This is a genomic window from Actinoplanes octamycinicus (assembly GCF_014205225.1).
Lineage (GTDB): Bacteria > Actinomycetota > Actinomycetes > Mycobacteriales > Micromonosporaceae > Actinoplanes > Actinoplanes octamycinicus.
In genome coordinates this window covers 3,674,889-3,699,005 of record NZ_JACHNB010000001.1, presented here as the reverse complement: position 1 = coordinate 3,699,005, position 24,117 = coordinate 3,674,889, and the positions used below count along the sequence as shown (strand labels likewise).

The window sequence follows — 24,117 nt, the reverse complement described above, 5'->3', positions numbered from 1 at the left end:
CGCAGCCGATGCGCGGGGCCCACGGTGATCACTCCAGAGTGAGGGTCAGCCGGCGTCCTGCAGGACGTCCAGCGCGTAGGTGAGGTCATCCGGGTAGTCGCTGACGAACCGCACCTCATCGTGCGTCCGCGGGTGCAGGAAGGCCAGCTCCCGGGCGTGCAGCCACTGCCGGTTCAGCTTCAGCCGGGCCGCCAGGGTGGGATCCGCGCCATAGGTGAGGTCGCCGACGCAGGGGTGCCGCAGCGCCGAGAAGTGCACCCGGATCTGGTGGGTGCGCCCGGTCTCCAGCCGCACGTCGACCAGGCTGGCGGCGCGGAACGCCTCCAGCGTGTCGTAGTGGGTGACGCTCGGCTTGCCGCCGGACATCACCGCGAACTTGTAGTCGGCCGTCGGGTGCCGGTCGATCGGCGCGTCGACGGTGCCGCGCAGCGGATCCAGGTGGCCCTGCACCACGGCGTGGTAGCGCTTCTCCACCTCGCGCTCCTTGAAGGCCCGCTTCAGCACGCTGTAGGCCATCTCCGACTTGGCCACCACCATCAGGCCGGTGGTGCCCACGTCGAGGCGGTGCACGATGCCCTGCCGCTCGGCGGCGCCGCTGGTGGCCACGTTCTGCCCCATCGCGGCGAGCCCGCTGACCACGGTCGGCCCGGTCCAGCCGGGACTCGGGTGGGCGGCCACGCCGACCGGCTTGTCCACCACCACGATGTCGTCGTCGCTGTAGATCACCGACATGCCGTGCACCGGCTCGGCCACCAGCGGGGCCGCGGTCACCGGCGGCGGCAGGGTCACCTCGAGCCAGGAACCCGCCGCGACCTTGTCCGATTTCGGCCGGGGAATGCCGTCGACCAGCGCGTCGCCGGCCTCGACCAGGGTGGCCGCGGCCGTCCGGGACAGCCCGAACAACCGGGAGACCGCCTGGTCCAGGCGCATCCCGTCGAGCCCGTCCGGCACCGGAAGAGAACGCGTGCCGCTCATGCCGTCTCCTCGGTCCCGGCGGCGCTCTCCGCCTTCTCGTCGGTCTTGCCCTTCAACCGGCTGCCGTCCCGCTGCCGCCCGGTCAGCTCCAGGATCACCGCGAGGCAGACCCCCACGGTCAGGCAGCTGTCCGCGATGTTGAACACCGCGAACACGTCACCGCCCGGCGCGAACGCGCTGATCATGTCGACCACGTGGCCGCGGAACGGGCCGGGCGCCCGGAACAGCCGATCGGCCAGGTTACCCAGCGCGCCGCCGAGCACCAGGCCGAGCGCCACCGCCCAGGGCACCGAGCGCAGCCTCGTCGCCATCCAGCCGATCCAGCCGATCACCACCAGCGTGATCACCGGGAAGATCCAGGTGTACGCGCTGCCGAAGCTGAACGCCGCCCCGCTGTTGCGCAGCAGCGACAGATAGATCAAGCCACCGAGGATCCTGACCGGCTCGTCCGGGTCGAGGTTCTCGGTGGAGAGGTGCTTCACCCACTGGTCGAGCGCCACCGCGACCAGTGCGGTGGCGCCCAGCACCGCGACGGCGCGCGGGGTGAAGCGGGAGGCCTTGTCGGCGTTCAGCGTCTTTCCTCCAGTTGCTTGCAAGAGACACAGAGAGTCGCGGACGGGAAGGCGGCCAGACGCTCCACCGGGATCTGGTTACCGCACTTCTCGCACCAACCGTAGTTGCCCTGTCCGAGCCGATCGATGGCACGCTCCACCTGTGTGATCCGCTCGAGCAGGTTGTTGGCCAGCGTGATCTCCTGCTCCCGCTCGAACGTCTTGGTGCCGGTGTCGGCCTGGTCGTCCCCGGCCGAGTCGGCGAGCCGCTCGCGTGAGAGCTCGGTGATCGCACTGAGCGCCTGATCGTACTCGGCCTGCAGCTCGTTGAGCCGCGCCACCAGAGCTTCCCGGATCTCGGCGGTCTCCGCCGTGGTGCGGGACCGCTCGGAGGCGGCCCCACCGCCTGCCCCGGGACGGATGTCGGTTGCCTTGGCCATCATCGCTCCCTCGGCCGCGCCCGGCGCGGCGATCAGCGGTCCCTGAGAGACCGTCCGGCCCCGAGGCCGCCCGATCCCTCCTGTCTTCCCCCGCGCGGTCTGCTCTCCCACGCTCCCACCCGGGGTGCTCCGGCGAGCCCGCCACCGTGCCGCCCGAGCCCGTCGTGGTCCCGGGCTGCCGCGCGAGCCGGCACGCTCGGCGGGCGTGGCCGCCGCTCCCGCCGGCCGCCGCCGCAGATCTTCCCCACCTGCAGAAATGGCGCGGCTGGACAAACGCCGCGCACTCCGGAGGGTGGCAAGAATACGGAACGTGAGATGCCCCGACAACCTGCCGGCCCCGCCGCACCCGACAAACCGGCACGAACATGCCGCCCGCCCGTCGGATACACGACGATACACCCCGAGTCACTCCCGCATCACCGGTTGTCACTCCACGCCAGGCTCCCGCGTCCCTGCCTACCCACCGCGGCGGCGGTCACGCGTCGGCCCGCTGATCAGCCGTCCAGCAGGCCCGCCAGCCGGGACGCCAGGTCGCCGGCGTCGGCGTCGACGGTGAAGACCTTGTCGCGGCTGGTCGCGCCGAGCCGGAGCGTCACCTCGGCCGCCCGCACCCCGAGCGCGTCAGCCAGCGCCCGCCGGACCGCCTCGGTGGCCCTGCCGTCCACCGCCGGCGCACCGACCGCGATGATCAGCGCCGGCCCGTGCGGCCCGGCATAACGCCCGCCCACCCTGGTCCGGCCGGCCCCGGGCCGAACCCGCACCGGCACCGAGAACCCGGGCGGCACCTCCCGCTTCCCCATCCCGTCATTCTGCCGTCCGCCCTGCGGCCCGATCGGGGGCGCATGCCGTCGCGTCCCATCAGCAGCACATGCCGCCGGCCCGACCCACCCCAATCGAAGCGCACGCCGCCCACCCGACCCGCCCCATCAGCAATACACGCCGCCGGTCCGACCCACCCCAATCGAGGCGCACGCCGCCCACCGGACCCGCAGCTCCATCCGCAACACACGCCGCCGGCCCGACCCACCCCAGTCGGGGCGCATGCCGCCCACCTGACCTGCCGCCCCATCAGCAGCACATGCCGGCAGCCCACCGAACCTCATCCGGAACGCATCGCAAGCGCCCGCACGCGCCCATTGCCCGCCCTCCCAGGGGGAGCCCCCGCAGATCAGTGTGGCCGGGAACCGCGGAAGACGCCGAGCAGGCTGTGGACAGAACCAGCATGTGGAAAACGGCGCCATGCGCCGGGACACGGACCGGCGGGGTTACGGACGCGGCCGGGAAGGCAGGGAAGGCAGGGAAGGCCGGGCAGGCCAGGAACGCCGGTCAGGCCGGGAACGCCGGTCAGGCCGGGAACGCCGGTCAGCGCCGGGCAGCCCGGGGACGCCGGCCAGCGGTGAGCAGGCCAGGCGGGCCAGGAACGCCGGTCAGCGGTGGGCTAGCCGGGCAGGTCGGTCAGCGGTGGGCGTTGGCGCCGAGCAGGCGGTCGACCGGCCGGCACAGGCCGCACGGGCTGAAGCCCAGCTCGACCGCCTCGGCGGCCGGGAGCGGCTCGGTCAGGCGGCCGACCAGGTGCGGGCAGTCCGCCATGTGGTAGCGCGGGCGGCCGTCGACCACCAGCACGTCGGTGTCGAGGCGGGCCACCTGGACCGCGTCGGTGGGGCGGACCGACTGGGGCAGCGGCTCGTCGTCCGGGTCGTCGGCGTCCGGTTCGCCGAACTCGTCGCCCAGCGCGGCCGGGTCCGGACCGGGATCGGCGGGACCGGAGGCCTGCGCGGGGAAGCTCCGCTCGGCCACGCCGGGGGCCTCGTTCGCGACGGGCGGCTCCGGGGTGGCGGGCGGGCGGCGCCAGGACTGGTCGTCGGCGTCCGAGCCGCGCGCCGCGCCGATCGTGGAGGAGGCGGCGTGGTAGTCCGCGGCGGCGGGCGTTTCGTCCGGCAGGTGTGTTCCCGCGGCAGGTGCGCCGGAGGGCGAATCGGTGGCTCGCGGAAGATCGACAGTGTCGCCTTGATCCGCCGAGGGGCGATCCGCGTATACCGGATCAGCGTCGGCGGCGGGGAAGCCGATCGGGTCGGTCCGGCCCGCCCCGGCGGAGGACTCGGCGGGCGAGGACCCGGCGGCGGACGATTCGGCACGCCCGGCCGCGGACGACTCGGCACGCCCGGCGGCGGAGGACTCGGCACGCCCGGCGGCGGAGAACTCAGCGGGCCCGGCGGGGCCGGGAGGCTCGGCGGCGAAGGGGCCGCCGGCGGCGCGGGGCGTGTCGCCGGGGTACCCGGAATCGGCTGCGAACGCGGCGCCGGCCGGGGCAGAATCGTGGGCGTCAGGCGCGGCGGTGCGGCGCGGCGGCGGCCCGGCGGGCACGGCGTCGTCCGGCGACCCGGTGGGGTCCGGCCCGGTGGCGCGGCGCGTCGTGGCGTTGTGCCGCAAGCCGATGACGAGGGCGACCGCGGCCAGCAGGCTGGCCACGATCGACGCTATGAGAAGGCTGCTCGACCCCCGGATCAGGCCGATCGCGAGGCACACCGCCGCGACGAGGATGAGCGGGAAACTAGCAGGAATCATGGCTCATCCTCGTCGAGCTGCTCGGGCTGTGGTCAGCGACCCGATTCGATGGCGTTGGACCGGCCGCCGTAGGAACCAGCGAGACCGGCCGCGGCGAGACCGCCGGAACCACCGACCGCACGGCTCGCGTCGGCACGCGCCATCTCGGCCTCCAGGCCCTGGCCACGGCCGTCGAGGTCGCGCAGCTGGCTCTCGAGGTAGGCCTTCAAGCGCGTGCGGTACTCCCGCTCGAACTGCTTGAGCTCCTCGATGTGCTTCTGCAGCGCGGTCCGCTTGGCGTCCAGGCCGCCCATGGCCTCCTGGTGCCGCTGCCGCGCGTCCCGCTCGAGGGCGTCGGCCTTGGCCCGGGCCTCCCGGGTGACCTCCTCCGCCTTGGAACGGGCGTCGGAGAGGAGCTTGTCGGCCTCGCGGCGGGCGTCGGACACGTGGTCGTCGGCGGTGCGCTGGGCCATCATCAGCACCCGGAGCGCCTGCTGCTCGCCGTCGGCGCCGGTCGGGCCGCCGGCCGGGCCACCCTGGGCGCGCACCTGCTCGAGCTCGGCCTGCATCTGCCGGGCGGCCTGCTCGGCCGCCGACTTGTCCCGCTGCACGCGGTCGAGCTGGCCTTTCAGGTCGTTGAGCTCGGCCGCGAGGCGGGGGTCGGCACCCGGGCCGGCTGGCGCGCCACCCCGACCGCCGCGCTCCACCTGGGCGCGCAGCTCGTTGTTCTCCTCGATCAGACGGGCGAGCTCGCGCTCGACCTCGTCCAGGAAGGCGTCGACCTCCTCCTCGTCATACCCCCGCTTGCCGATCGGGGGCTTCTTGAAGGCGACGTTATGCACGTCGGCCGGGGTCAGCGGCATCGAAACTCCTCGGGTCAGTCGCGGCCGCGGTTGGGGCTGCTGTCTATCTGTAGGTCTAGATGAGGCGAACTAGCACTAACTCCATGAGCACGAACAGGATAACCAGCAGCACGATGGAAGCCAGGTCCAAACTCACGTTACCAATGCGCAGCGGTGGGATCACACGCCTCAACGCCTTGAGGGGCGGATCCGTGACGCTCCACACCAATTCGAGTGCGGCAGACGCGCCCCGGCCCGGTTGCCAGCGGCGTCCGTACTGGAGCACCGCTCCCATGACGAACCTGCTCAGCAGCACCAGGAAGAAGAGGTACACCAACAGATAGAGAATCTGGAACACGATCGACAGCACGTCCGGCGGATCCCTCGTTCGGGTCAACTCTGAGTGAAGAAGCCACCCTCAGCGATCTTGGCCTTGTCCTCCGCGGTGACCTGGACATTCGCCGGTGAGAGCAGGAAAACCCGGTTGGTCACGCGCTCGATCGTACCCCTCAGGCCGAAAGCCAGCCCGGCGGCGAAGTCGACCAGCCGGCGCGCGTCCGATTCATCCATCTCGGTGAGATTGATGATCACCGGAACGCCGTCCCGGAAGTGCTCGCCGATGGTGCGCGCCTCCCGGTACGTGGTGGGGTGCAGCGTGGTGATCTGGTACCGCTGCTCCTCCTCCACCGGGCGGTGCTGGACCTGCGGCTGGTGGACCGGCGGCTGCGGGGCGAGCGCCAGGTTCTCCCGGGTGGAGTAGGTCAGCGAGGAGGACTGCTCGGGCGCCGCCGAGGGCCGGGTGATCGACCGCACACTGGCCCGCTCGATCCGGTCGTCGTCGTCCCGGTCCAGGTCGGCGCGCACCGAGGAGGCGCGCTCGCTGAGCCGGCTGCCGCGCTCGAACCGGTCGGCGCGGTCGCCCCGGTCGCGGTCGGCACGCGCCCGCGGGACGGCGTGCTCCTCCTCGACCTCGTCCTCGTCGTAGGAGTCCGAGTAGCGGGAGCTGGAGGAGTAGCGCTCCCGGTCGCGGTCCCGGTCCCGATCCCGGGACGAGCGGTGGGCGGTCTCCCGGTACCCACGGTCCTCGTAGTCGACGTCCTCTTCCTCGGCAAGCCCCAGCCACACCAGCGACTTACGGAAACCGTTCATGCCCCCACCTCCGTCCGCTTCTGCGGCCCGCGCCCCCTCGGCGAGCCGCGTCCCCCTGGCGAGCCGGACACCGGGTCCGATGCGGACCCGCGGCTCACTGCGACGCTGCGTCGTCGGACGCAACGGCCGCCGGGCGGTGGCGCGTCGCGTAAAACAACACCCATGTAGTTTGCTGCCCGCCGCAAGGCTACCGCAGCGAGTTTCGCATCCCGAGTAAAGATGTACCGATCCGTACGTGTGTCGCCCCATGCCGGACAGCGGCCTCCAGGTCGCCGCTCATCCCGGCCGAGAGCACCGTGGCCGCGGGATGCGTCGCAACGAGCTGACCAGCCACTTCGGCCAGTCGGGCGAAGGCGCGGTCGGGATCCTCGCCGAGCGGCGCGACGGCCATCAGCCCGCCCAGCCGCAGACCGTCCGATGAGGCCACCGCGTCGGATACCCGCCAGAGATCGTCACCGGCCACGCCGCCGCGCTGCGGGTCACCGTCCAGACTCACCTGGACCAGCACCTCGAGCGGCTCGTCCCGGACCGCCACGGCCGCCCGGTCCAGCGCGGTGACCAGGCGCAGCGAGTCCACGGACTCGACCACATCGGCGTACCCGGAAACCGATCTCGCCTTGTTGCGCTGCAGCTGGCCGACGAAGTGCCAGCGCAGCCGCACGCCGGCGGCCCGCACCTCGGCGGCCTTGCCGGACGCGTCCTGGTCCTTGTTCTCCCCGACGTCGGTGACGCCCAGCCCGGCGAGCAACAGCACGTCGCTCGCCGGGTAGGTCTTCGTCACCGCGGTCAGCGTGACCGCGTCCGGCGCTCGCCCGGCCGACTCGCAGGCGCGCGAGATCCGTTCGCGCACCCGCTGCAGGTTCGCGGCGAGCTCGGCCCGCCGTCCTTCGTGATTCAGGTCAGGAACCGTTCTTCAGGAAGTCCGGCACGTCCACGTCGTCGAAGAGCACCTTGCGCGGCGTCGGCGTGGCCGGCGCGGACGCGGGCTGGTGCGGGGTGAGCGACGTCGAGGTGATCGACGAGGCCGGCGAGGTGCTGGTCTGGACCGGCGCCGGCACCTGCTTGCGCACCGGCTCGGACGGCTTGTAGGACGGCGAACCGCCGTCGAAGCCGGCCGCGATCACGGTCACCCGCACCTCATCGCCGAGCGCGTCGTCGATGACCGCGCCGAAGATGATGTTCGCGTCCGGGTGGGCCGCGTCGGTGACCAGCTGCGCCGCGTCGTTGATCTCGAACAGGCCCAGGTCGGAACCGCCGGCGATGGAGAGCAGCACGCCGCGCGCGCCGTCCATGCTCTGCTCCAGCAGCGGGCTGGAGATGGCCCGCTCGGCCGCCTCGACCGCGCGGTTGTCGCCGCGCGCGCTGCCGATGCCCATGAGCGCGCTGCCCGCGTTGCTCATCACGCTCTTGACGTCGGCGAAGTCCAGGTTGATCAGACCCGGCGTGGTGATCAGGTCGGTGATGCCCTGCACACCGGAGAGCAGCACCTGGTCGGCCTGACGGAACGCGTCCATCATGCTGATCCCGCGGTCGCCGAGCGCGAGCAGCCGGTCGTTCGGGATCACGATCAGCGTGTCGCACTGGTTGCGCAGCTCGTCGATGCCGGCCTCGGCCTGGACCTGACGCCGTTTGCCCTCGAAGGAGAACGGACGGGTCACCACGCCGATGGTCAGCGCGCCGAGCTTGCGGGCGATGTTCGCCACCACCGGGGCGCCGCCGGTGCCGGTGCCGCCGCCCTCGCCACAGGTCACGAAGACCATGTCGGCCCCCTTGAGGACCTCCTCGATCTCGTCGCGGTGGTCCTCGGCGGCGTTCTTGCCGACTTCGGGCTGGGCGCCGGCGCCCAGACCACGGGTCAGCTCGCGGCCGACGTCCAGCTTGACGTCGGCGTCACTCATCAGCAGGGCCTGGGCATCGGTGTTGATCGCGATGAACTCGACGCCTTTGAGCCCAACCTCGATCATGCGGTTCACGGCATTCACGCCGCCGCCGCCGATGCCGACGACCTTGATGACCGCAAGATAGTTGTGCGGAGGTGTCATCGGGCTCAGCCTTCCCTTCCGGGGTTGGCGGATGCCGAGGGCCCCTGCGGTTCCACGGGGATCCGCACTTCGACATCCGCTGCCGTACAAGGGAGGGCGAGGAAACCCTCACCCTCTACTAGAGGTTGAGAGTTATGTCAACCACTCAAACCTCTTCGACGCAACGTATGCGGACATCGCGCCCGGACCAAAGAACCCGGGCGGCGTGTCGCGTCCGCTTACGAGGTGAGTATGCGACTCACCCGTAACCTCGACGGTAATATTCCGTTCGTACGTTTTCGCCGGTTTTACATATTTAGTTACCGAATGGTCACGATCCGTGGCGCGCTCACGTCGAACTTGGTGCCCTTCCGCTTGATCAGCGCGGTGGCCACCTTGCTCTTCTCGTCGCTCTGGGTGTCGTCCCCCCAGACCACCACCCGGCCCTTGCTCAGCTCCAGCTGGATCGCCACCGGCGACGGCACGGCGATCGCCACCAGCTGCTCGCGCAGGTCGTCGCTGAGCGAGGCGAGCACGATCAGCGCCGAGGCGGTGTTCGGATCGGCCGAGCCGGGCGTGGCGAGCCGGGCCAGCGGCAGGCCGGCCGGCGGCTCGGCCACCGTCCGGTACGGCACGCCGGCGTCGTCGATCAGCGCGAACCCGCCCTGCACCGGCACCGCGGCTACCGGAACCCGCTCGACCACCTCGACCCGCAGGGCGGACGGCCAGCTCCGGGTGACCGTCACCTTGTCGACCGGGGCCAGGCCACGCACCCGGGCCTCGACCTGGTCCAGGTCGACCCGGGCCAGCGGCTGGTCGGCCGGCACCGCGGCGGCGGCCCGGACCTGCTCCGGGTCCAGGGTCTGCGCGCCGACCACGTCCACCGACCGCACCCCGAGCACCGAGGTGCCGTAGAACAGCCAGGCCAGGGCGCCGGCGGCCAGCAGCACGCCGGCGCCGATCAGCCAGGGCAGCGCGGCCCGCAGCTTGCGCTGCCGGGCCCGGGCCATGAACCGGCGTGCGGACGGCGGCACCGCGTCGGTGTCCGCCCGCACCAGCCGCCAGTTGCGTGTGCCGGAGCCGGCCACCGATCAGCCCGCGAGGTCCGGCCGCAGGTCCACCTCGGCGAGCGCGGCCAGCAGCTCGTCGCCCATCAGCGAGATCGGCGGCGCGCCCATGGTCACCACCACGTCGCCGGGACGGCTGCGGCGGACCACCTCGGCCGGCACGTCCTCCCAGTCCGGGACGAAGACCTTGCGCTCGGCCGGCAGGTCGATCGCGGCGGTCAGGGCGAGCCCGCCCTCGCCCGGCCCGCGGGTCTCGCCCGGGCCGAACACCTCCATCACGATCACCTGGTCGGCCACCGCCAGCCCCTCGGCCAGCTCGGCCTGCAGGTCCCGGGTGCGGTACACCCGGTACGGCTGGAAGACCACCAGCAGGCGGCCGTCGCCGGCCACCTCGCGCAGCGTGCGCAGCGCGGCCATCACCGAGGTCGGGTGGTACGCGTACTCGTCGTAGACCCGGACGCCGGCCGCGATGCCCTTGCGCTCGAACCGGCGGCGGACCCCCGGGAACGACTCCAGCGCCTCGACGATCTTGTCCAGCGGCAGGCCCAGCTTGAGCGCGGTGAGCACGGTCGCGGCGCTGTTCAGGCCCATGTGCTTGCCGGGCAGCGCCAGCTTGAACTCGCCCAGCGGCTTGCCGTTCAGCTCGGCCTGGTAGCGCACGCCGTTGACGGTGGAGACCACGTCACTGATCCGGAAGTCGGCGTCGGGCGACTCACCGTACGTGTAGACGGTCTTGCCCTTGGCCCGCAGCCCGGCGATCAGCTCCTCGGTGCCCGGCCCGTCCGCGCAGGTCACCACGAAACCGTCGGCCAGCTCGCCGAACTCCAGGAAGCCGGCCTTCAGGTTGTCCAGGTCACCCCAGTTGTTGAGGTGATCGCCCTCGATGTTGGTGATGATCGCGACGTGCGGCCGGTAGATCAGGAACGACCGGTCGTGCTCGTCCGCCTCGGCCACGAAGTGCGGGCCGGTGCCGTGGTGGCCGTTGGAGCCGGCCGCGGAGAGCTCACCGCCGATCACGAACGACGGGTCCTGCCCGGCGTGCTGCAGGATCACCGTCATGATCGAGGTGGTGGTGGTCTTGCCGTGGGTGCCGGCCACCGCGATGGTCCGCCGGTTCGTCATCGCCGCGGCGAGCGCCTCGGAGCGGTGCAGCACCCGCAGGCCGCGCCGGCGCGCCTCGACCATCTCGACGTGATCCTGCGGGATCGCGGTGGAGTAGACGACCGTGTCGACGCCGTCCAGGTTCGACGCCTCGTGCGCCATGTGCACGGTCCCGCCCAGCGCGCGCATCCCGGCCAGCGCCGGCCACTCGCGCAGCTCGCTGCCGGAGACCGGGATGCCCCGGGTAAGCAGGAGCCGCGCCAGGCCGGCCATGCCGACCCCGCCGATCCCGATCAGATGCACGCTGCCCAGGTCCTCGGCGGTCATCTCACCGGCCGGCGTCAACTCCGCCGTGTTCACCACGTCACTCCCTCAGTCACAGAAAAGCTCACCGACCCACCGCTTCCAGAACGAAGCGCAGCAGCTGCTCGTCACCGTCACGGCGGCCGTAGCCGGCCGCGGCGTGCCCCATGGCGGCCAGCCGCTGCCGGTCCCGGGCCAGCGGGATGATGTTCCGCTCGATCCAGTCCGGGGTCAGCTCGCTGTTGTCCACCAGCATGCCGCCGCCCGCCTCGACCACCGGGAGCGCGTTGCGGCGCTGCTCCTGGTTGCTGAACGGGTAGGGCACGTAGATGGCCGGCATGCCGAGCGCGGTGGTCTCGGCGACGGTGATCGCCCCGCCCCGGCACAGCATCAGGTCGGCGGCAGCGTATCCGAGCTGCATGTCGGACAGGTAGGGCACCACGACATAGGGCACCGGCAGGTCGTTCGGCACGTCGAACGGGTCGTTGCGCCCGCCCTGCACGTGCAGCACCTGGATGCCGGCGTGGGCCAGCCGCTTGGCCGCCGCGGCCACCGCCAGGTTGATCGTCCGCGCGCCGGACGAGCCGCCGGAGACGAACAGCACCGGCAGGTCCGGGCGCAGCCCGAAGTGGTAGAGCGCCTGCGGGCGCAGCGCCGGGCGGTCCATCTGGGTGATCCCGGTACGCAGCGGGACGCCGACCAGGCGCGCGTTGCGCAGCGACTCGGCCTGCTCCAGCTGGTGCGGGAAGCCGACGGCGACCCGCTTGGTGAACTTCATGCCCATCCGGTTCGCCACGCCGGGGGGCACGTTCACCTCGTGCACCACGATCGGCAGCTCGCGGCGCCAGGCGGCCAGGTAGGCCGGGACCGACACGTAGCCGCCGAACCCGACCACCACCTCGGCCTGCACCTCGTCGAGGATCTCGCCGGCCGCGTGGGTGGACTTGTACATCCGGTCCGGGGTGCGCAGCAGGTCCAGGTTGAGCGAGCGGGGCAGCTGGAAGGCCGGGATCACCCGCAGGTCGTAGCCGGCCGCCGGGATGAGCTGGTTCTCCATCCCCTTGGGGCTGCCCAGCGTGGTGATCCGGATGTGCGGGAAGTGCCGGCGCAGGGCGTCGGCGAAGGCCAGCAGCGGATAGATGTGTCCGCCGGTGCCTCCTCCGGCGAGCACGACCGACCGCAGCGGAACCATCACCGTCTCCTTCCCTCCCCCGCGCCAACGGACTTCACCGACTTCGCCGGTTTCGTGGAGACCGGCCGCCGCGGCGAGGGGAGCGGCGGCAGCGGGGCCCAGACTAGTCGCACCCATCGAGGCGTCGGACGGGCGTTCAGGGCACGCGCCGCATCCGGCTCCGCCCGGGCGAACGAGGCCAGCATGCCGATCGCCGCCATGGCCACGATCAGAGCGCTGCCACCCGCGGAGATGAACGGTAGCGGAAGGCCGGTGATGGGCAGCAGCCCGACCACCCCGCCCATGTTGATGACGGCCTGGACGACCAGCCAGGTGGTGATCGCGGCGGCCGCGAGGCGGCGGAACGGGTCGGTGGAGCGGCGGGCGATCCGGAAACCGGTGTAGGCCAGCACCGAGAAGAGCGCCAGCACCACGGTGCAGCCGACCACGCCCATCTCCTCGGCGAGGATCGAGTAGATGAAGTCGTTCTCCGCCTCGGGGACCCAGCCCCACTTCAGCGCGCCCTTGCCCAGCCCGACGCCGAACCAGCCACCCTCGAAGATCGCCGAACGCCCCTGGATCAGCTGGTAGCACGTGCCGCCCGGATCGCACTTGTCGAGTGGGGTGAGGAAGGCGGTGAGGCGCTCCACCCGGTAGTTCGGCGCCTCGGAGGTGCCGGAGCCGGCGCCCCGGGAGGCCGCGGCGATCAGCAGGCCGATACCGGTCAGGCCGAGCACACCGAGGGCGCCGAACACCCGCAGCCGCACGCCGGCCGCCCAGAGCAGCCCGACGATCAGCGCCAGCAGCACCAGCATGGTGCCCACGTCGTTGTAGCCGACCAGGACGAAGAGCAGGCCGACCACCGGGAAGAGCGGCATCGCCAGCTCGCGCCAGTGACCCAGGGCCGCGCCCTTGCGGGCGATCAGGTCGGCGCCCCACAACACCATGGCCAGTTTGGCCAGCTCGGACGGCTGCACGCTGACCCCGCCGACGGCGAGCGAGAGCAGGCTGACCGAGATCCCGGCGACCCGCTCGCTCTCCTGGGCCTCGATGTGCTTGACCATGACGACCAGGTTCTGGAAGGAGAGCAGCACCACCGCCGCGCCGAGCACGTACTTGCCCAGGGCGCGCAGGGTGATCGCGGGCAGCCGCTGGCAGATCCAGAAGGCGACCAGGCCGAGCAGCGCGTACACCGCCTGGCTGGAGATCGCCGAGAAGGCGTTGCCGTTCGCCGCGTACGCCTTCACGCTCGTCGCCGAGAAGACCATGGTCAACCCGATCAGCAGCAGCATGCCGGCGCTGGCGATCAGCAGGTAGTAGGACGAGAGGGGGCGGGCCAGCAGCCCGTGCACCGCGGGCAGCAGCTGCCGGCTCAGTGACGGGCGGGCCTTGTCGGTACGGTCGTCCGCCATGCCCCCATCATCGTCGTGACGACACGCCACCGACGTGTACGTCGATGGCGTGTCGCCTGAGACTTAACCCATGACCGCCAGGTGGTCGCTGTAGAACAGGCCCAGGCCGATCGCCGCGCAGATGCCCGCGATGATCCAGAACCGCACCACGATGTTGACCTCGCTCCAGCCGGCCAGTTCGAAGTGGTGGTGCAGCGGCGACATCCGGAAGACCCGCTTGCCGGTGGTCCGGAACGAGATCACCTGGATCACCAGGGACATCGTGATGATCACGAACAGGCCGCCGATGATCACCGAGAGCAGCGTGGTCCGGGTGGCCACCGCCAGGCCGCCGATCAGGCCGCCCAGGCCGAGCGCGCCGGCGTCGCCCATGAAGATCCGGGCCGGGCTGGTGTTCCACCACAGGAAGCCGACCAGGGCGGCCGCCGCGGCCGCCGCGATCATCGCGATCTCCAGCGGGTCCCGGACCTGGTAGCAGTGTTCCTGGGTGAGCTGGCTGGTGAGCCGGTAGTCGTCGTCGCCGCACCAGTGCCGGTACTGCCAGAAGCCGATCAGCGAGTACGCCCCGAGGACCAGGATCGACGCGCCGGTGGCCAGGCCGTCCAGGCCGTCGGTCAGGTTCACCCCGTTGGACATCGCCATGATCACGAAGACGAAGACCATGACCGCGCCGACCTTGCCGACGTCCAGCCAGCTGACATCCCGGATGAACGAGATCTTCTCGCTGGCCACGGTCTCCCCGTTGGTGCTCGGGAAGTAGAGCGCGGCGATGCCGAAGCCGATGCCGGCCAGCAGCTGGCCGAGCAGCTTGCCCTTGGCGCTGAGGCCGTCCGAGTTGCGCTTGCGGACCTTCAGGAAGTCGTCCAGGAAGCCGACCGCGCCGCAGAACACCAGCAGACCGAGCAGCACCAGCGCGGTCATCGTGGGCCGCTCCTGGGCGATCTGCCGGTCCGGCAGGGTGGTCAGGGCGACGTGCCCGGCGACGTACGCGAAGACGGTGGCGAGGATGAACGCCACGCCGCCCATGGTCGGGGTGCCCCGCTTGCCCAGGTGGGTCTGCGGGCCGATGCTCCGGATCGGCTGGCCGGCCTTCAGCGCCGAGAAGACCTTGATGGCGATCGGGGTGCCGAAGAGCGAGATGAGAAAGGCGACCGCGGCCGCGACGATGACTGCCCTCACGTGGGCTGAACCTCCTCGGGACGCCGCAGCCAGTCGGCGACGTCCCATGTGCGGTACCGGGAACCCTTGACCAGCACGACGTCGTCGGCGCGCAGGTCGGCTTGCAGAATCTCGATCGCGGCGGCCTGGTCGGCGGCGAAGTGGGCGGTGCCCCGCCACGCGCCCACCTCCGCCGCGCCGTCCAGGATCGGCCGGGCGTTCTCCGCCACCGCGATCAGCCGGTCGACGCCCAGCCCGGCGGCCAGCCGGCCGGCCTCGGCGTGCCCGGACACCTCGTGCTCGCCCAGCTCGGCCATGTAGCCGAGCACGGCGGTGGTGCGCTTGCCGGCGCCCATCGCCGCGAGCGCGTGCAGCGCCGCGGCGGTGGACGACGGGTTGGCGTTGTAGGAGTCGTCGATGACCGTCACCCCGTCCGGCCGCTCGACCACGTCCATCCGCCGGCCGGACACGATGCCGACCTCGCCGAGCGCGGTGACCAGGTCGGGGAAGGCCATCCCCGCGGTCAGCGCGACCGCGGCGGCGGCGAGGGTGTTCGCCACCTGATGCCGCCCGGCGACACCCAGTCGGACATTCCCCGATTCACCACCGCTTTCGAGTACGAAGGACGCCCGCCCCAGCGAGTCCACGGTGACGTCCACGGCCCGCAGCCCGGCCGACTCCCGCTCGCCGACCTGGATCACCCGCGCGACCGTCCGCGACGCCATCGCCGACACCAGCGGGTCGTCCGCGTTCAGCACCGCGACGCCGGACTCGGGCAGCGCCTCGACCAGCTCCCCCTTGGCCAGCGCGGTGCCCTCCATCGACCCGAACTCGCCGAGGTGCGCGGCGCCGACGTTCAGCACCACCCCGATCGACGGCCGGGCGATGCCGGTCAGGTAGCGGATGTGCCCGATCCCCCGGGCGCCCATCTCGAGCACCAGGAACCGGGTCTTCTCGTCGGCCTGCAGCACCGTGTACGGGAAGCCGAGCTCGTTGTTGAGCGAGCCGGGCAGCGCCACGGTCGGCCCGAGCCGGGACAGCAGCTGCCCGATGAAGTCCTTGGTGGTGGTCTTGCCGGACGACCCGGTCAGCCCGACCACGGTCAGCTCGGGCAGCCGGGCGAGCACCTCGTGGGCCAGCTTGGCGAGCGCGTCCAGCTGGTCCTCGACCACCACGCCGGGCACGCCGGCGTCCCGGGTGCCGAGCACACCGGCCGCGCCGGCCTCGACCACCTGCCGGCCGAACTCGTGGCCGTCCACCTTCTCGCCGGCGAACGCCACGAACAGCCCGCCCGGGCCGACCTTGCGGGAGTCGTACTCCACCGCGCCGGTGACCACCTCCGCGCCGTCGGTGCCGACCAGCCGGCCGCCGGTGATCCCGGCGATCTCGGCGAGCGAAAGACTGATCATGACCGTCCTCCCAGCGCGGCGGCCAGCTCGATCCGGTCGTCGAACGGCAGCACCTGACCGTTCACCTCCTGGCCCTGCTCGTTGCCCTTGCCCAGGACGGCGATCACGTCGCCGGCGGTGGCCATCCGGACCGCCTCGTCGATCGCGGCCCGCCGGCCGGCGACCTCGACCACCTTGGCGGCCGAGTGTGCCTCCTCGGCGCCACGGCGCACCGCCGCGCGTACCGAAGCCGGGTCCTCGGTCCTGGGGTTGTCGTCCGTGATGATCACCAGGTCGGCGCCCTGCGCCGCGGCCTCACCCATCAGCGGCCGCTTGCCCTTGTCCCGGTCGCCGCCGGCGCCGAGCACGCAGATCAGCCGCCCGCCGCGCCCGGTGGCCAGCTCGCGCAGCGCGGCCAGGGCGGCCACGATCGCGTTCGGCTTGTGCGCGTAGTCGACGACGCCGAGCACCTCACCCGGCGAGCTGACCTGCTCCAGCCGGCCGGGCACGCCGGAACACGCCGCGATGCCGCGACCGGCCACCGCGGGGTCGATCCCGACCGAGGCCAGCAACGCCAGCGCGAGCAGCGCGTTGGCCACGTTGTGCAGGCCGGGCAGCGCGACGCCGGTCGCGACGGTGAGGCCGTCCGGCCCGTGCGCGGTGAACAGCTGCCCGAAAGCGGACGGCCGCACCTCGGACGCCCACCAGGTGGCCGCCGGGTTCCCGGCCGCCGAATAGGTCACCGTGCCCGGCGTGTGCAGCGCCATCACCGCGGCGTCGTCGTGGTTGAGCACGCCGATCGCGCTGCGCCCGTCGAAGAGCCGCGCCTTGGCCGCGAAGTACTCCTCGGAGGTCGGGTGGAAGTCGAGGTGGTCCTGGCCGAAGTTGGTGTAGCCGGAGGCGGCGAACCGGATGCCGTCCGCGCGGCCCATCACCAAGGCGTGGCTGGACACCTCCATGACCACCGCGGTCACCCCGCGCTCCACGCCGACCGCGAGGATCGACTGCAGGTCGGTGGCCTCCGGCGTGGTCCGCACGCTCTTCACCGTGAAGTCGCCGAGCCGGGTCTCCACCGTGCCGACCAGCCCGGTGACCTGCCCGGCCGCCCGCAGGCCGGCCTCCACCAGGTAGGACGTCGAGGTCTTCCCGGCCGTCCCGGTTATCCCGATCATGGTGAGCCGCCGGGACGGCTCGCCGTAGATCGCCGCCGCGGCCGCGCCGAGCACCGCCCGCGGCTGCTCGGCGACCAGCACCGGCAACCCGGCGGCGAGCGCGGCCTCGCGCCCGGCCGGGTCGGTCAGCACCGCCGCCGCGCCGGAGCGGGCCGCGTCCGCGACGAACTCGGCGCCGTGCCGGTTCGCGCCGGGCAGCGCCGCGTACAGATCTCCAGGGCGCACCGCGCCACTACTGTGAGTGACCCCGGTGACAGCGATGTCACCACCGTGCAGCGCGGCCGGAAGCAGCTCAGCGAGCCGCGTCAACGGGATCGGCGCGACGGTCTCGGGTCGGGGAATGCCGGACACGGCGTCAGACCCTACCCGGTACGCCACAGGTTCCCGTCAACGCCATGCGACCCACGTCATGGCCGCAGCTTGAAGGTCGGCGGTTTGGTGGTGGACGGTGGCACAAAGTAATGGAGCAGGGTGTAGCCCATTATCTTGGAGAAGGCCGGCGCGGACACCTCGCCGCCGGTGCCCTTGGCCACGTCCATCGAGACGGCGACCACGTACCGCGGGTTCTCGGCCGGCGCCATGCCGACGAACGAGCTGGCGTTGTGGCTGGTGTACTGCCCGTCCACGACCATCTTGCCGGTGCCGGTCTTGCCGGCCACCCGGAAGCCGCCCACCTGCGCCTTGGTGCCGGTGCCCTCGTTGTCCTCGGTCACCGCCTCCAGCAGGGTGCGCAGCTGGCTCGCCACCTTCGCGTCCAGCACCCGGTGCGTCTCCGGGGCGGCCATCGGGGTCTCGGTGCCGTCGCCGGCCACCGTCGACTTGATCAGGTGCGGCTGGATGTAGACGCCGTCGTTGGCGATCGCGCCGTACCCGGCGGCCATCTGCACCAGGGTCGCCGAGACGCTGTGCCCGATCGGCACCGACCCGTACGCCGAGCCGCTCCACTCGTCCGGCGGCAGCAGCATGCCGGGCGACTCGCCGGGCATGCCCTCCCCGGTCGCCTTGCCCAGCCCGAACTTCTGCTGGTACTCGTAGAGTTTCTGCTTGCCGAGCTTCTCGCCGATCAGGATGGTCCCGACGTTGGACGAGTAGGCGAGGATCCCGGCGATGGTCAGCTTGTCGCCCTTGGTGAGCTTCTCGTGGTCCTCGAACGGGATCCCGCCGCGCACGATCGCCGGCGCCACCACCTGCGTCGACTCCGGGGTGATCAGGCCCTCCTGCAGGGCCGCACCGATCACGAACGCCTTGTGGCTGGAACCCGGGTCGGTGACCACCGCGGTCGGCACGTCGATCCGCTGGTTCTCCTCGGACTTCTCCGGCTGGTCCGCGTTGTAGGACGGGTAGCTGGCCTGGGCGAGGATCTCGCCGGTCCGGGCGTCCATCACCACCGCGCCGGCCACCTTGGCGTTGTTCCGCTCGGCCTCGGCGTTCAGGAACCGCTGCGCGTTGTACTGCACCCAGCGGTCGATGGTGAGCTTCACCGAGCTGCCCGGCCGGGCCGGGGTGGTCTGCTGGTAGCCGCCGGCGATCGGCACGTTGAGGCTGCCCTTGCCGGTCTCGTAGACCCGCTTGCCGTCGGTGCCGTGCAGCACGTCGTCGTAGCGGGCCTCCAGGCCGACCAGGCCGCGCTGGTCCTCGCCGGTGAAGCCGATCAGGTTCGCGGCCAGGTCCTTGCCCGGCGCGTCCCGCCGCTCGTCGAGGTGCGTGTAGATGCCCGGCAGCTTCATCGCCTCGATCTCGTCGGCGATCGAGATGTCCACGCCGCGGGCCAGGTAGCGGAACCGCAGCCAGGTGCCGAGCACCTGCTTGCGCTGCATGTTCGCGGCCAGCTTGGAGGCCGGGATGCCGAGCAGCTTGGACAGCCGCACCGCGGTGGCGCCCAGGTTCTTCTGCAGGCCGGCGCTCTCCGGGTCGGCGTAGATGTACCGCGCCTCGACGCTGTTCGCCAGCACCGCGCCGTTCCGGTCCAGGATGCTGCCCCGCGGGGCCGGCAGCTCGACCGTGCTGAGCCGTTTCTCGCGCAGCTTGACCAGGCTCTCCACCTCGGCCGGCGAGGTGCCCACCTGGAGCACCACCAGCCGCACGCCGATCATGACGAACAGCGAGAGCGCGAGCACCGTGCCGAGCCGCAGGCGGCGGGTGCTGTTGGCCAGTTTGGGCGGTTCGGCCGGCACCGGCCGCGGCCGCCGGGCCGCTTCCCGGCCGGGACCACGACCGGTCCGATCGGTCACCGTCCGCCGTGGTCCGGGTTCCGGCTTCCCGGTACGGCGGGTGCTCGCCCCGGCCGGCTCGGGCACCCGGCGGACCCGGGGGGTGTCGCGCTCGGCGGCCCGCTCCCGTGCCTCACGCCCGCGACCGGCGCCGGCCCGGGTCTCGCGCTCCCGGCTCTTGCCGGCCGGCTCCCGCGACTCCCGGCCCCGGCCGCCGCTCTCCCGGGGCTCGCGGCCGCGGGACGTGCTCTCCCGTGCCTCCCGGCTCCGGCTGGTGCTCTTCTCCCGCGGCTCGCGTGGCTCGCGTGGCTCGCGTGGCGCGCGGTCCCGCTCGGCGGCCGGCGGCTCGCCGGTGCGCGAGCCCCGCTGCCGGGCCCGGGGCGCGCCCTCGCCGCCCTCGACCACCTGCAGGGCCGGGCGGAACGGGTCGGCGGTGCGCCCGGTCCGCGGGGTGCGGCCGCGCTCGGCCACCGTCCGCCCGCGCGGCGTGTACGCCCGCGCCTCGCCGATGCTGGAGAAACCGCGCCGCTCCGGCCGCTCCGGCTGGTCGGTCTCCTCCGGCGGAACGGCACGCGACGCAGCGCGCCGGGGCGGAGTGCCCCGGCGCGGTGTCTCGTCGTCTCGCGGCGACACGGCTTACTGCCCCGTTCCCACAGCGTTCTGGCCGGCGTCGTTCTGACCGGCGCCGTTCTGGCCGGCGTCGTCCGCACCCGCGGCCGGCTGCTGCTTGCCGCCGGCGCCCTTGCTGGGGTCGGCGTCCGCGCCGGTCGTCGGCAGCGAGTCCTGCGCGGTCACCGAGACCGGGCCGTGGCCCGGCGTCGGCGGCCGGATGATCTTGCCGTCCGGGAGCCGGATCATCGCCGGGTTGTCCGCCCGGACCAGGCCCAGCCGGCGCGCGGCGGCCTCCAGGTTGCCCGGGCTGGACACCTGGATCAGCTGCTGGTCCAGCTCCTGCTGCTGCTCGGCGAGCTCGGCCTGGCTGTCCCGGAGCGCGTCCAGCCGGAACGACTGCTCCATGGTCTTGGTGTTGATCAGCAGGATGCCCACCACACCGACCAGGACCAGCGCGACCACGCCGGCCGCGAAGGTCGGCCGCGGCGCGCGGATCGGCAGCGGCGGCGCGACCCGCAGGCGCGGCAGCGCCGGCGTGGCCGTCTCGGCGGTGTCCAGCCGCTTGGCCGCGGTGCCCTCGACGGTCACCTCGATCTCCCCCTCGACCCGCAGGCCGGCCCGCTCCCGGCGGTCCTCCCGCCCGGTCCCGGACCGGCGCGTGTCGGACCGGCGCGCCCCCCGGACGCCGGCCCCCTCGCTCCGGGCATCGCGGCTCGCCCCGCGCCCACGCTCGCCCGCCGTGGAGCGTGGTTGCGCCGCACGGCCCCCCGACCGCGGCGCGTTGGTTCGCTCGCTCATGCTTCCCCCTCCCCCTCTTCGTCCGCCCTAGGGCGTTTCCGCCCTTGCCCCCCGTGCGTTGTTGCCATGCGAGGCCGTTCGCGACCGGCCCGTGGTCCCTGGTTCGCCCTGCTCTCGTTCTCGTCCAGCCGTTCCACCGCGCGCAGCTTCACCGAGGCCGCCCGCGGGTTCTCCGCCACCTCCGCCTCGCTGGGCAGCTCCGACCCTCGGGTCAGCAGCCGCAGCGTGGGGCCGGTGCCGGGCAGCTCGACCGGCAGGTCGATCGGCCCGGTGCTGCGCGCCCTCGCGGTGACGGCGCGCTTGACGATCTTGTCCTCCAACGATTGATAACTCATCACCACAAGTCGCCCGGCGGGCGACAAGGCGTCCAAAGCCGCCGGAATCGCGGATTCCAGCACCTCGAGCTCGCCGTTCACCTCAATGCGTAGTGCCTGGAACGACCTTTTCGCGGGATTTCCACCCGTTCGCCGCGCGGCGGCGGGAATGGCGTCCTTGACCAGCTCGGCCAGCCGCTGGGTCGAGACGATCCGCTGTTTCGCCCGCTCCCGCACGATCGACGAGACGATCCGCGGCGCGAACTTCTCCTCGCCGTACTGCCGGAGGATGCGGACCAGCTCACCCGGCTCGTACGTGTTGACGACCTCTTCCGCGGTGATCCCCCGGGACTGGTCCATCCGCATGTCCAGCGGGGCGTCCTGCGCGTACGCGAAGCCGCGGTCCGCCTCGTCCAGCTGCAGCGAGGAGACACCCAGGTCGAACAGTCCGCTCTGGATCGCCGGCAGGTCCAGCTCGGCGAGCACCCGGGGCAGCTCGTGGTAGACCGCGTGCACCAGGTGGGTCCGCTCGGCGAATCGGGCCAGCCGGTGCCGCGAGTGGGCGAGCGCCTCGGTGTCCCGGTCGAGTCCGATCAGGGTGACGTCCGGGAACCGCTCCAGCACCGCCTCGGCATGCCCGCCGAGGCCCAGCGTGAAGTCGACGTGCACCGCGCCGGGCCGGGCCAGGGCCGGACCGAGCAGCTCGAGGCAGCGTTCCAGCAGCACCGGAACGTGCGCACCGCGCGGCTCCCCCATGTCGACCCCCATTGCCCCACCTGATCGCGTGTCACCCGGTTGTTACCTGTTGCTGCCATGCCGGCCCGGCCGCCATCCGTACCGCCAGATCCCCATCCGCTCTGTCCCGCGCCGGCATGACCGGCCCTGGACACGCGCCTGGCGCCGGGGAAGAGGCGCCAGGAGCGGGAGCGGCTGGAGATCTCGCAGTACGGCAAGCAGTGGCGGTCGGGCCGGAACTCCCAGCGGCCCACCGAGTGCCACGCCTTACAGTCCGCCGGGCAGCACCCCCTCCTCGATGTCGGCGAACTCTTCCTCGCTCGCCGAGAGGTAGTCGTCCCAGGACTGCTTGTCCCAGATCTCGACCCGGGTGCTGGCCCCGATCACCACGAGATCCCGGCCGAGACTCGCGTACTCCCGCAGGTGTGCGGGGATGGTGACCCGGCCCTGTTTGTCAGGCACCTCGTCGTGGGCGCTGGCGAAGAACACCCGGCTGTAAGCCCGGGCGGCCTTGTTGGTCACCGGCGCCTCGCGCAGCTGGCCCGCGATGCGCTGGAACTCCGGCATCGGGAACACGTACAGACAGCGCTCCTGTCCTTTCGTGATCACGACACCTCCCGCCAGCTCATCCCGGAACTTGGCCGGGAGGATCAGCCGGCCCTTCTCGTCCAGCCGAGGGGTGTGCGTGCCGAGGAACATCGGCCCCCACCCCTTTGCCGGGACGGCCGCTCCTTCGCGGAGGGAGTGGACCGTCTGTCAACTCGGGCCGGCAGGCTCTCGGTCACGTTCCCTCAGTCCTGCCACTGCGCCCCACTCTACTCCACTTCCCTCCACCTGCAACCCGAAAGCGTTGGCTCGCGAGCCGTTTTCGCGGACGTAATCCCAGTTCACAGGTGGTGGGGCGGAGTGGAGGGGCGGAGCATGATCAACCAGGTCCGGTTTCCGACATCCGGCACACGGGGTCCGAAAACTCCGCTCGAAAAGGGCACTTCAACCCGTCGCGCGACCCGTCGGAGCACGGTGGGGAGGGAAGTGGAGCGGCCCGGTGGAGCAGAGTGGAGCGCTCCAGGTGGCGCGAGTGGAGGGTCCGGGAGGGCGACAGTGGACCGTCGGGCCGGTCTGTGTGGACCGTCCGGGAGCCGCCGTCCTTCGGCCGATGACCGGGCACCTCGGCGTACCGGGAATCGGCAGCGGCCCGGGATGCGCGGACCGGAACCCGGCGGCGGACCGGGATGCGCGGACCGGAACCTGGCGGCGGACCGCACGCGGAACGCCAGTGGGGCGCGACCCGAACCGGGTCGCGCCCCACTGGCGATGTGTCCTTACTTACTACGTGCTGTCAGGCGACCATCCGCCGCACGACGTAGTTGCTGCCGTAGATCTTGTGCTTGCCGACCCGGGCGCCGGTGTGCGGCGAGTCGTACATGTAGCCGCCGCCGGCGTAGATGCCGACGTGGGACCCGTAGGAGCCGGAGCGGAAGACGATCAGGTCACCGACCTGCTTCTTCGACTTGCTGACCGACTTGCCGTACTTCTGCTGCAGGTTCGCCTTGTGCGGCAGCTTCTTGCCGGCCGCCTTCTTGTAGACGTACTGGGTGAACCCGGAGCAGTCGAACCGCTTGGGACCGGAGGCGCCGAACTTGTAGAGCGCGCCCTTGTGCTTCTTCGCCTCGGCGAGGACCTTGGCCCCGCTGGACTTCAGGGTGATCTTCACCTTGCCGCTGGCGGCCTGGTTGTAGCCGCTGCCGGTGAAGAGGGTGCGGACGGTGACGCCGGAACCGACGCCCTTCTTGTCGGGCCGGGCCGCCAGGGTCACCGCACCGCTCTTCACGGTCTCGGTGTCCCAGGTGACCCATTTGTTGGTGCGCCAGGCCTGCAGCCGGACCGTGCCCTTGGCGACCTTGCCGGTGCGCGGGTCGATGACCTTGGCGGTGACCTTGAGGGTGGAGCCCCAGGGGAGCTTCCGGGTGTTGACCGAAGCGGTCAACTTGGGCGTGACCTTGGCTGCCGCCGCCGTGGTGGCGGTGGTGGCGCTCGCGACCGGAGTGGCGGACGCGGCCGCCGGCGAGGCTCCTACGAGCTGGCCGGCGCAGAGGCAGAGGCCCAGGGACAGTGCGACGGTACCGGCGCCGGACATGCGGCGGCCCCGGCTCG

At 72.0% G+C, this 24,117-nt stretch carries 22 protein-coding genes; all 22 read right to left on the bottom strand.

Annotated elements, in window-relative coordinates; all coding sequences use genetic code 11:
• Positions 1 to 45: 45 nt before the first annotated feature.
• The 22 genes from BJY16_RS16590 to BJY16_RS16485 all read right to left on the bottom strand — a co-directional run bounded on the left by BJY16_RS16590 (position 46) and on the right by BJY16_RS16485 (position 24,100).
• Positions 46 to 975, bottom strand: a complete 930-nt coding sequence (locus BJY16_RS16590; protein WP_185040321.1) for an RluA family pseudouridine synthase — start codon at positions 973 to 975, stop codon at positions 46 to 48.
• Positions 972 to 1,571 carry a signal peptidase II gene (lspA, locus tag BJY16_RS16585; RefSeq protein ID WP_185040320.1) on the bottom strand — a complete coding sequence of 200 codons (600 nt, stop codon included), beginning with the start codon at positions 1,569 to 1,571 and terminating at the stop codon, positions 972 to 974. Before lspA ends, BJY16_RS16590 begins: the two co-directional genes overlap by 4 nt.
• On the bottom strand, positions 1,544 to 1,966 hold the full coding sequence (locus tag BJY16_RS16580) for a TraR/DksA family transcriptional regulator (protein ID WP_185040319.1): 423 nt from the start codon (positions 1,964 to 1,966) through the stop codon (positions 1,544 to 1,546). Before BJY16_RS16580 ends, lspA begins: the two co-directional genes overlap by 28 nt.
• A 494-nt stretch (positions 1,967 to 2,460) precedes the next feature.
• The gene (locus BJY16_RS16575) at positions 2,461 to 2,766 is read right to left on the bottom strand and encodes a DUF167 domain-containing protein (RefSeq protein ID WP_185040318.1); all 306 of its coding nucleotides are present in this window, start codon (positions 2,764 to 2,766) and stop codon (positions 2,461 to 2,463) included.
• Between the two features lie 655 nt (positions 2,767 to 3,421).
• The gene (locus BJY16_RS16570) at positions 3,422 to 4,531 is read right to left on the bottom strand and encodes a hypothetical protein (RefSeq protein ID WP_185046996.1); all 1,110 of its coding nucleotides are present in this window, start codon (positions 4,529 to 4,531) and stop codon (positions 3,422 to 3,424) included.
• Positions 4,532 to 4,563: 32 nt separating this feature from the next.
• Positions 4,564 to 5,373 (bottom strand): DivIVA domain-containing protein, encoded by an 810-nt coding sequence (locus BJY16_RS16565; protein WP_185040317.1) that lies wholly within the window; start codon positions 5,371 to 5,373, stop codon positions 4,564 to 4,566.
• Positions 5,374 to 5,428: 55 nt separating this feature from the next.
• Positions 5,429 to 5,722, bottom strand: a complete 294-nt coding sequence (locus tag BJY16_RS16560; protein WP_185040316.1) for a YggT family protein — start codon at positions 5,720 to 5,722, stop codon at positions 5,429 to 5,431.
• A gap of 23 nt (positions 5,723 to 5,745) precedes the next feature.
• The gene (locus BJY16_RS16555) at positions 5,746 to 6,501 is read right to left on the bottom strand and encodes a cell division protein SepF (protein ID WP_185040315.1); all 756 of its coding nucleotides are present in this window, start codon (positions 6,499 to 6,501) and stop codon (positions 5,746 to 5,748) included.
• Positions 6,502 to 6,688: 187 nt separating this feature from the next.
• Positions 6,689 to 7,399: a YggS family pyridoxal phosphate-dependent enzyme gene (locus tag BJY16_RS16550; RefSeq protein WP_185046487.1), complete on the bottom strand. Its 711-nt coding sequence runs from the start codon at positions 7,397 to 7,399 to the stop codon at positions 6,689 to 6,691.
• A gap of 1 nt (position 7,400) precedes the next feature.
• Positions 7,401 to 8,543, bottom strand: a complete 1,143-nt coding sequence (gene ftsZ, locus BJY16_RS16545) for a cell division protein FtsZ (RefSeq protein WP_185040314.1) — start codon at positions 8,541 to 8,543, stop codon at positions 7,401 to 7,403.
• Positions 8,544 to 8,842: 299 nt separating this feature from the next.
• Positions 8,843 to 9,610, bottom strand: coding sequence for a cell division protein FtsQ/DivIB (locus tag BJY16_RS16540; protein WP_239176549.1), 768 nt, complete (start codon positions 9,608 to 9,610; stop codon positions 8,843 to 8,845).
• Positions 9,611 to 9,613: 3 nt separating this feature from the next.
• The gene (gene murC, locus BJY16_RS16535) at positions 9,614 to 11,017 is read right to left on the bottom strand and encodes a UDP-N-acetylmuramate--L-alanine ligase (RefSeq protein ID WP_185046485.1); all 1,404 of its coding nucleotides are present in this window, start codon (positions 11,015 to 11,017) and stop codon (positions 9,614 to 9,616) included.
• 61 nt (positions 11,018 to 11,078) lie between these two features.
• A complete protein-coding gene (gene murG, locus BJY16_RS16530; protein ID WP_185040313.1) occupies positions 11,079 to 12,185 on the bottom strand; it encodes an undecaprenyldiphospho-muramoylpentapeptide beta-N-acetylglucosaminyltransferase in 1,107 nt (368 codons plus the stop codon).
• Entirely contained in the window at positions 12,185 to 13,576 is a 1,392-nt protein-coding gene (locus tag BJY16_RS16525; protein WP_185040312.1) for an FtsW/RodA/SpoVE family cell cycle protein, read from the bottom strand. Before BJY16_RS16525 ends, murG begins: the two co-directional genes overlap by 1 nt.
• A gap of 63 nt (positions 13,577 to 13,639) precedes the next feature.
• Positions 13,640 to 14,755 (bottom strand): phospho-N-acetylmuramoyl-pentapeptide-transferase, encoded by a 1,116-nt coding sequence (gene mraY, locus BJY16_RS16520; RefSeq protein ID WP_185040311.1) that lies wholly within the window; start codon positions 14,753 to 14,755, stop codon positions 13,640 to 13,642.
• Positions 14,752 to 16,143, bottom strand: coding sequence for a UDP-N-acetylmuramoyl-tripeptide--D-alanyl-D-alanine ligase (locus BJY16_RS16515; protein ID WP_185040310.1), 1,392 nt, complete (start codon positions 16,141 to 16,143; stop codon positions 14,752 to 14,754). Before BJY16_RS16515 ends, mraY begins: the two co-directional genes overlap by 4 nt.
• A complete protein-coding gene (locus BJY16_RS16510) occupies positions 16,140 to 17,645 on the bottom strand; it encodes a UDP-N-acetylmuramoyl-L-alanyl-D-glutamate--2,6-diaminopimelate ligase (RefSeq protein WP_185040309.1) in 1,506 nt (501 codons plus the stop codon). The genes BJY16_RS16515 and BJY16_RS16510 overlap by 4 nt, the downstream gene beginning before the upstream one ends.
• A gap of 56 nt (positions 17,646 to 17,701) precedes the next feature.
• Positions 17,702 to 20,137, bottom strand: coding sequence for a penicillin-binding transpeptidase domain-containing protein (locus BJY16_RS16505; protein WP_185040308.1), 2,436 nt, complete (start codon positions 20,135 to 20,137; stop codon positions 17,702 to 17,704).
• Between the two features lie 3 nt (positions 20,138 to 20,140).
• A complete protein-coding gene (gene ftsL, locus BJY16_RS16500) occupies positions 20,141 to 20,914 on the bottom strand; it encodes a cell division protein FtsL (RefSeq protein WP_185040307.1) in 774 nt (257 codons plus the stop codon).
• Positions 20,911 to 21,996 (bottom strand): 16S rRNA (cytosine(1402)-N(4))-methyltransferase RsmH, encoded by a 1,086-nt coding sequence (gene rsmH / locus BJY16_RS16495; protein WP_185040306.1) that lies wholly within the window; start codon positions 21,994 to 21,996, stop codon positions 20,911 to 20,913. The genes ftsL and rsmH overlap by 4 nt, the downstream gene beginning before the upstream one ends.
• A 234-nt stretch (positions 21,997 to 22,230) precedes the next feature.
• The gene (gene mraZ / locus BJY16_RS16490) at positions 22,231 to 22,662 is read right to left on the bottom strand and encodes a division/cell wall cluster transcriptional repressor MraZ (RefSeq protein WP_043523825.1); all 432 of its coding nucleotides are present in this window, start codon (positions 22,660 to 22,662) and stop codon (positions 22,231 to 22,233) included.
• A gap of 640 nt (positions 22,663 to 23,302) precedes the next feature.
• A complete protein-coding gene (locus BJY16_RS16485) occupies positions 23,303 to 24,100 on the bottom strand; it encodes a C40 family peptidase (protein ID WP_185040305.1) in 798 nt (265 codons plus the stop codon).
• Positions 24,101 to 24,117: the final 17 nt, after the last annotated feature.

Coding starts and splice junctions, on each gene's coding strand:
- BJY16_RS16590 (WP_185040321.1), bottom strand. CDS start 975: ATGAGCGGCACGCGTTCTCTTCCGGTGCCGGACGGGCTCGACGGGATG.
- BJY16_RS16580 (WP_185040319.1), bottom strand. CDS start 1,966: ATGGCCAAGGCAACCGACATCCGTCCCGGGGCAGGCGGTGGGGCCGCC.
- BJY16_RS16575 (WP_185040318.1), bottom strand. CDS start 2,766: ATGGGGAAGCGGGAGGTGCCGCCCGGGTTCTCGGTGCCGGTGCGGGTT.
- BJY16_RS16570 (WP_185046996.1), bottom strand. CDS start 4,531: ATGATTCCTGCTAGTTTCCCGCTCATCCTCGTCGCGGCGGTGTGCCTC.
- BJY16_RS16565 (WP_185040317.1), bottom strand. CDS start 5,373: ATGCCGCTGACCCCGGCCGACGTGCATAACGTCGCCTTCAAGAAGCCC.
- BJY16_RS16555 (WP_185040315.1), bottom strand. CDS start 6,501: ATGAACGGTTTCCGTAAGTCGCTGGTGTGGCTGGGGCTTGCCGAGGAA.
- ftsZ (WP_185040314.1), bottom strand. CDS start 8,543: ATGACACCTCCGCACAACTATCTTGCGGTCATCAAGGTCGTCGGCATC.
- murC (WP_185046485.1), bottom strand. CDS start 11,017: ATGACCGCCGAGGACCTGGGCAGCGTGCATCTGATCGGGATCGGCGGG.
- murG (WP_185040313.1), bottom strand. CDS start 12,185: ATGGTTCCGCTGCGGTCGGTCGTGCTCGCCGGAGGAGGCACCGGCGGA.
- BJY16_RS16525 (WP_185040312.1), bottom strand. CDS start 13,576: ATGGCGGACGACCGTACCGACAAGGCCCGCCCGTCACTGAGCCGGCAG.
- BJY16_RS16515 (WP_185040310.1), bottom strand. CDS start 16,143: ATGATCAGTCTTTCGCTCGCCGAGATCGCCGGGATCACCGGCGGCCGG.
- ftsL (WP_185040307.1), bottom strand. CDS start 20,914: ATGAGCGAGCGAACCAACGCGCCGCGGTCGGGGGGCCGTGCGGCGCAA.
- rsmH (WP_185040306.1), bottom strand. CDS start 21,996: ATGGGGGTCGACATGGGGGAGCCGCGCGGTGCGCACGTTCCGGTGCTG.
- mraZ (WP_043523825.1), bottom strand. CDS start 22,662: ATGTTCCTCGGCACGCACACCCCTCGGCTGGACGAGAAGGGCCGGCTG.
- BJY16_RS16485 (WP_185040305.1), bottom strand. CDS start 24,100: ATGTCCGGCGCCGGTACCGTCGCACTGTCCCTGGGCCTCTGCCTCTGC.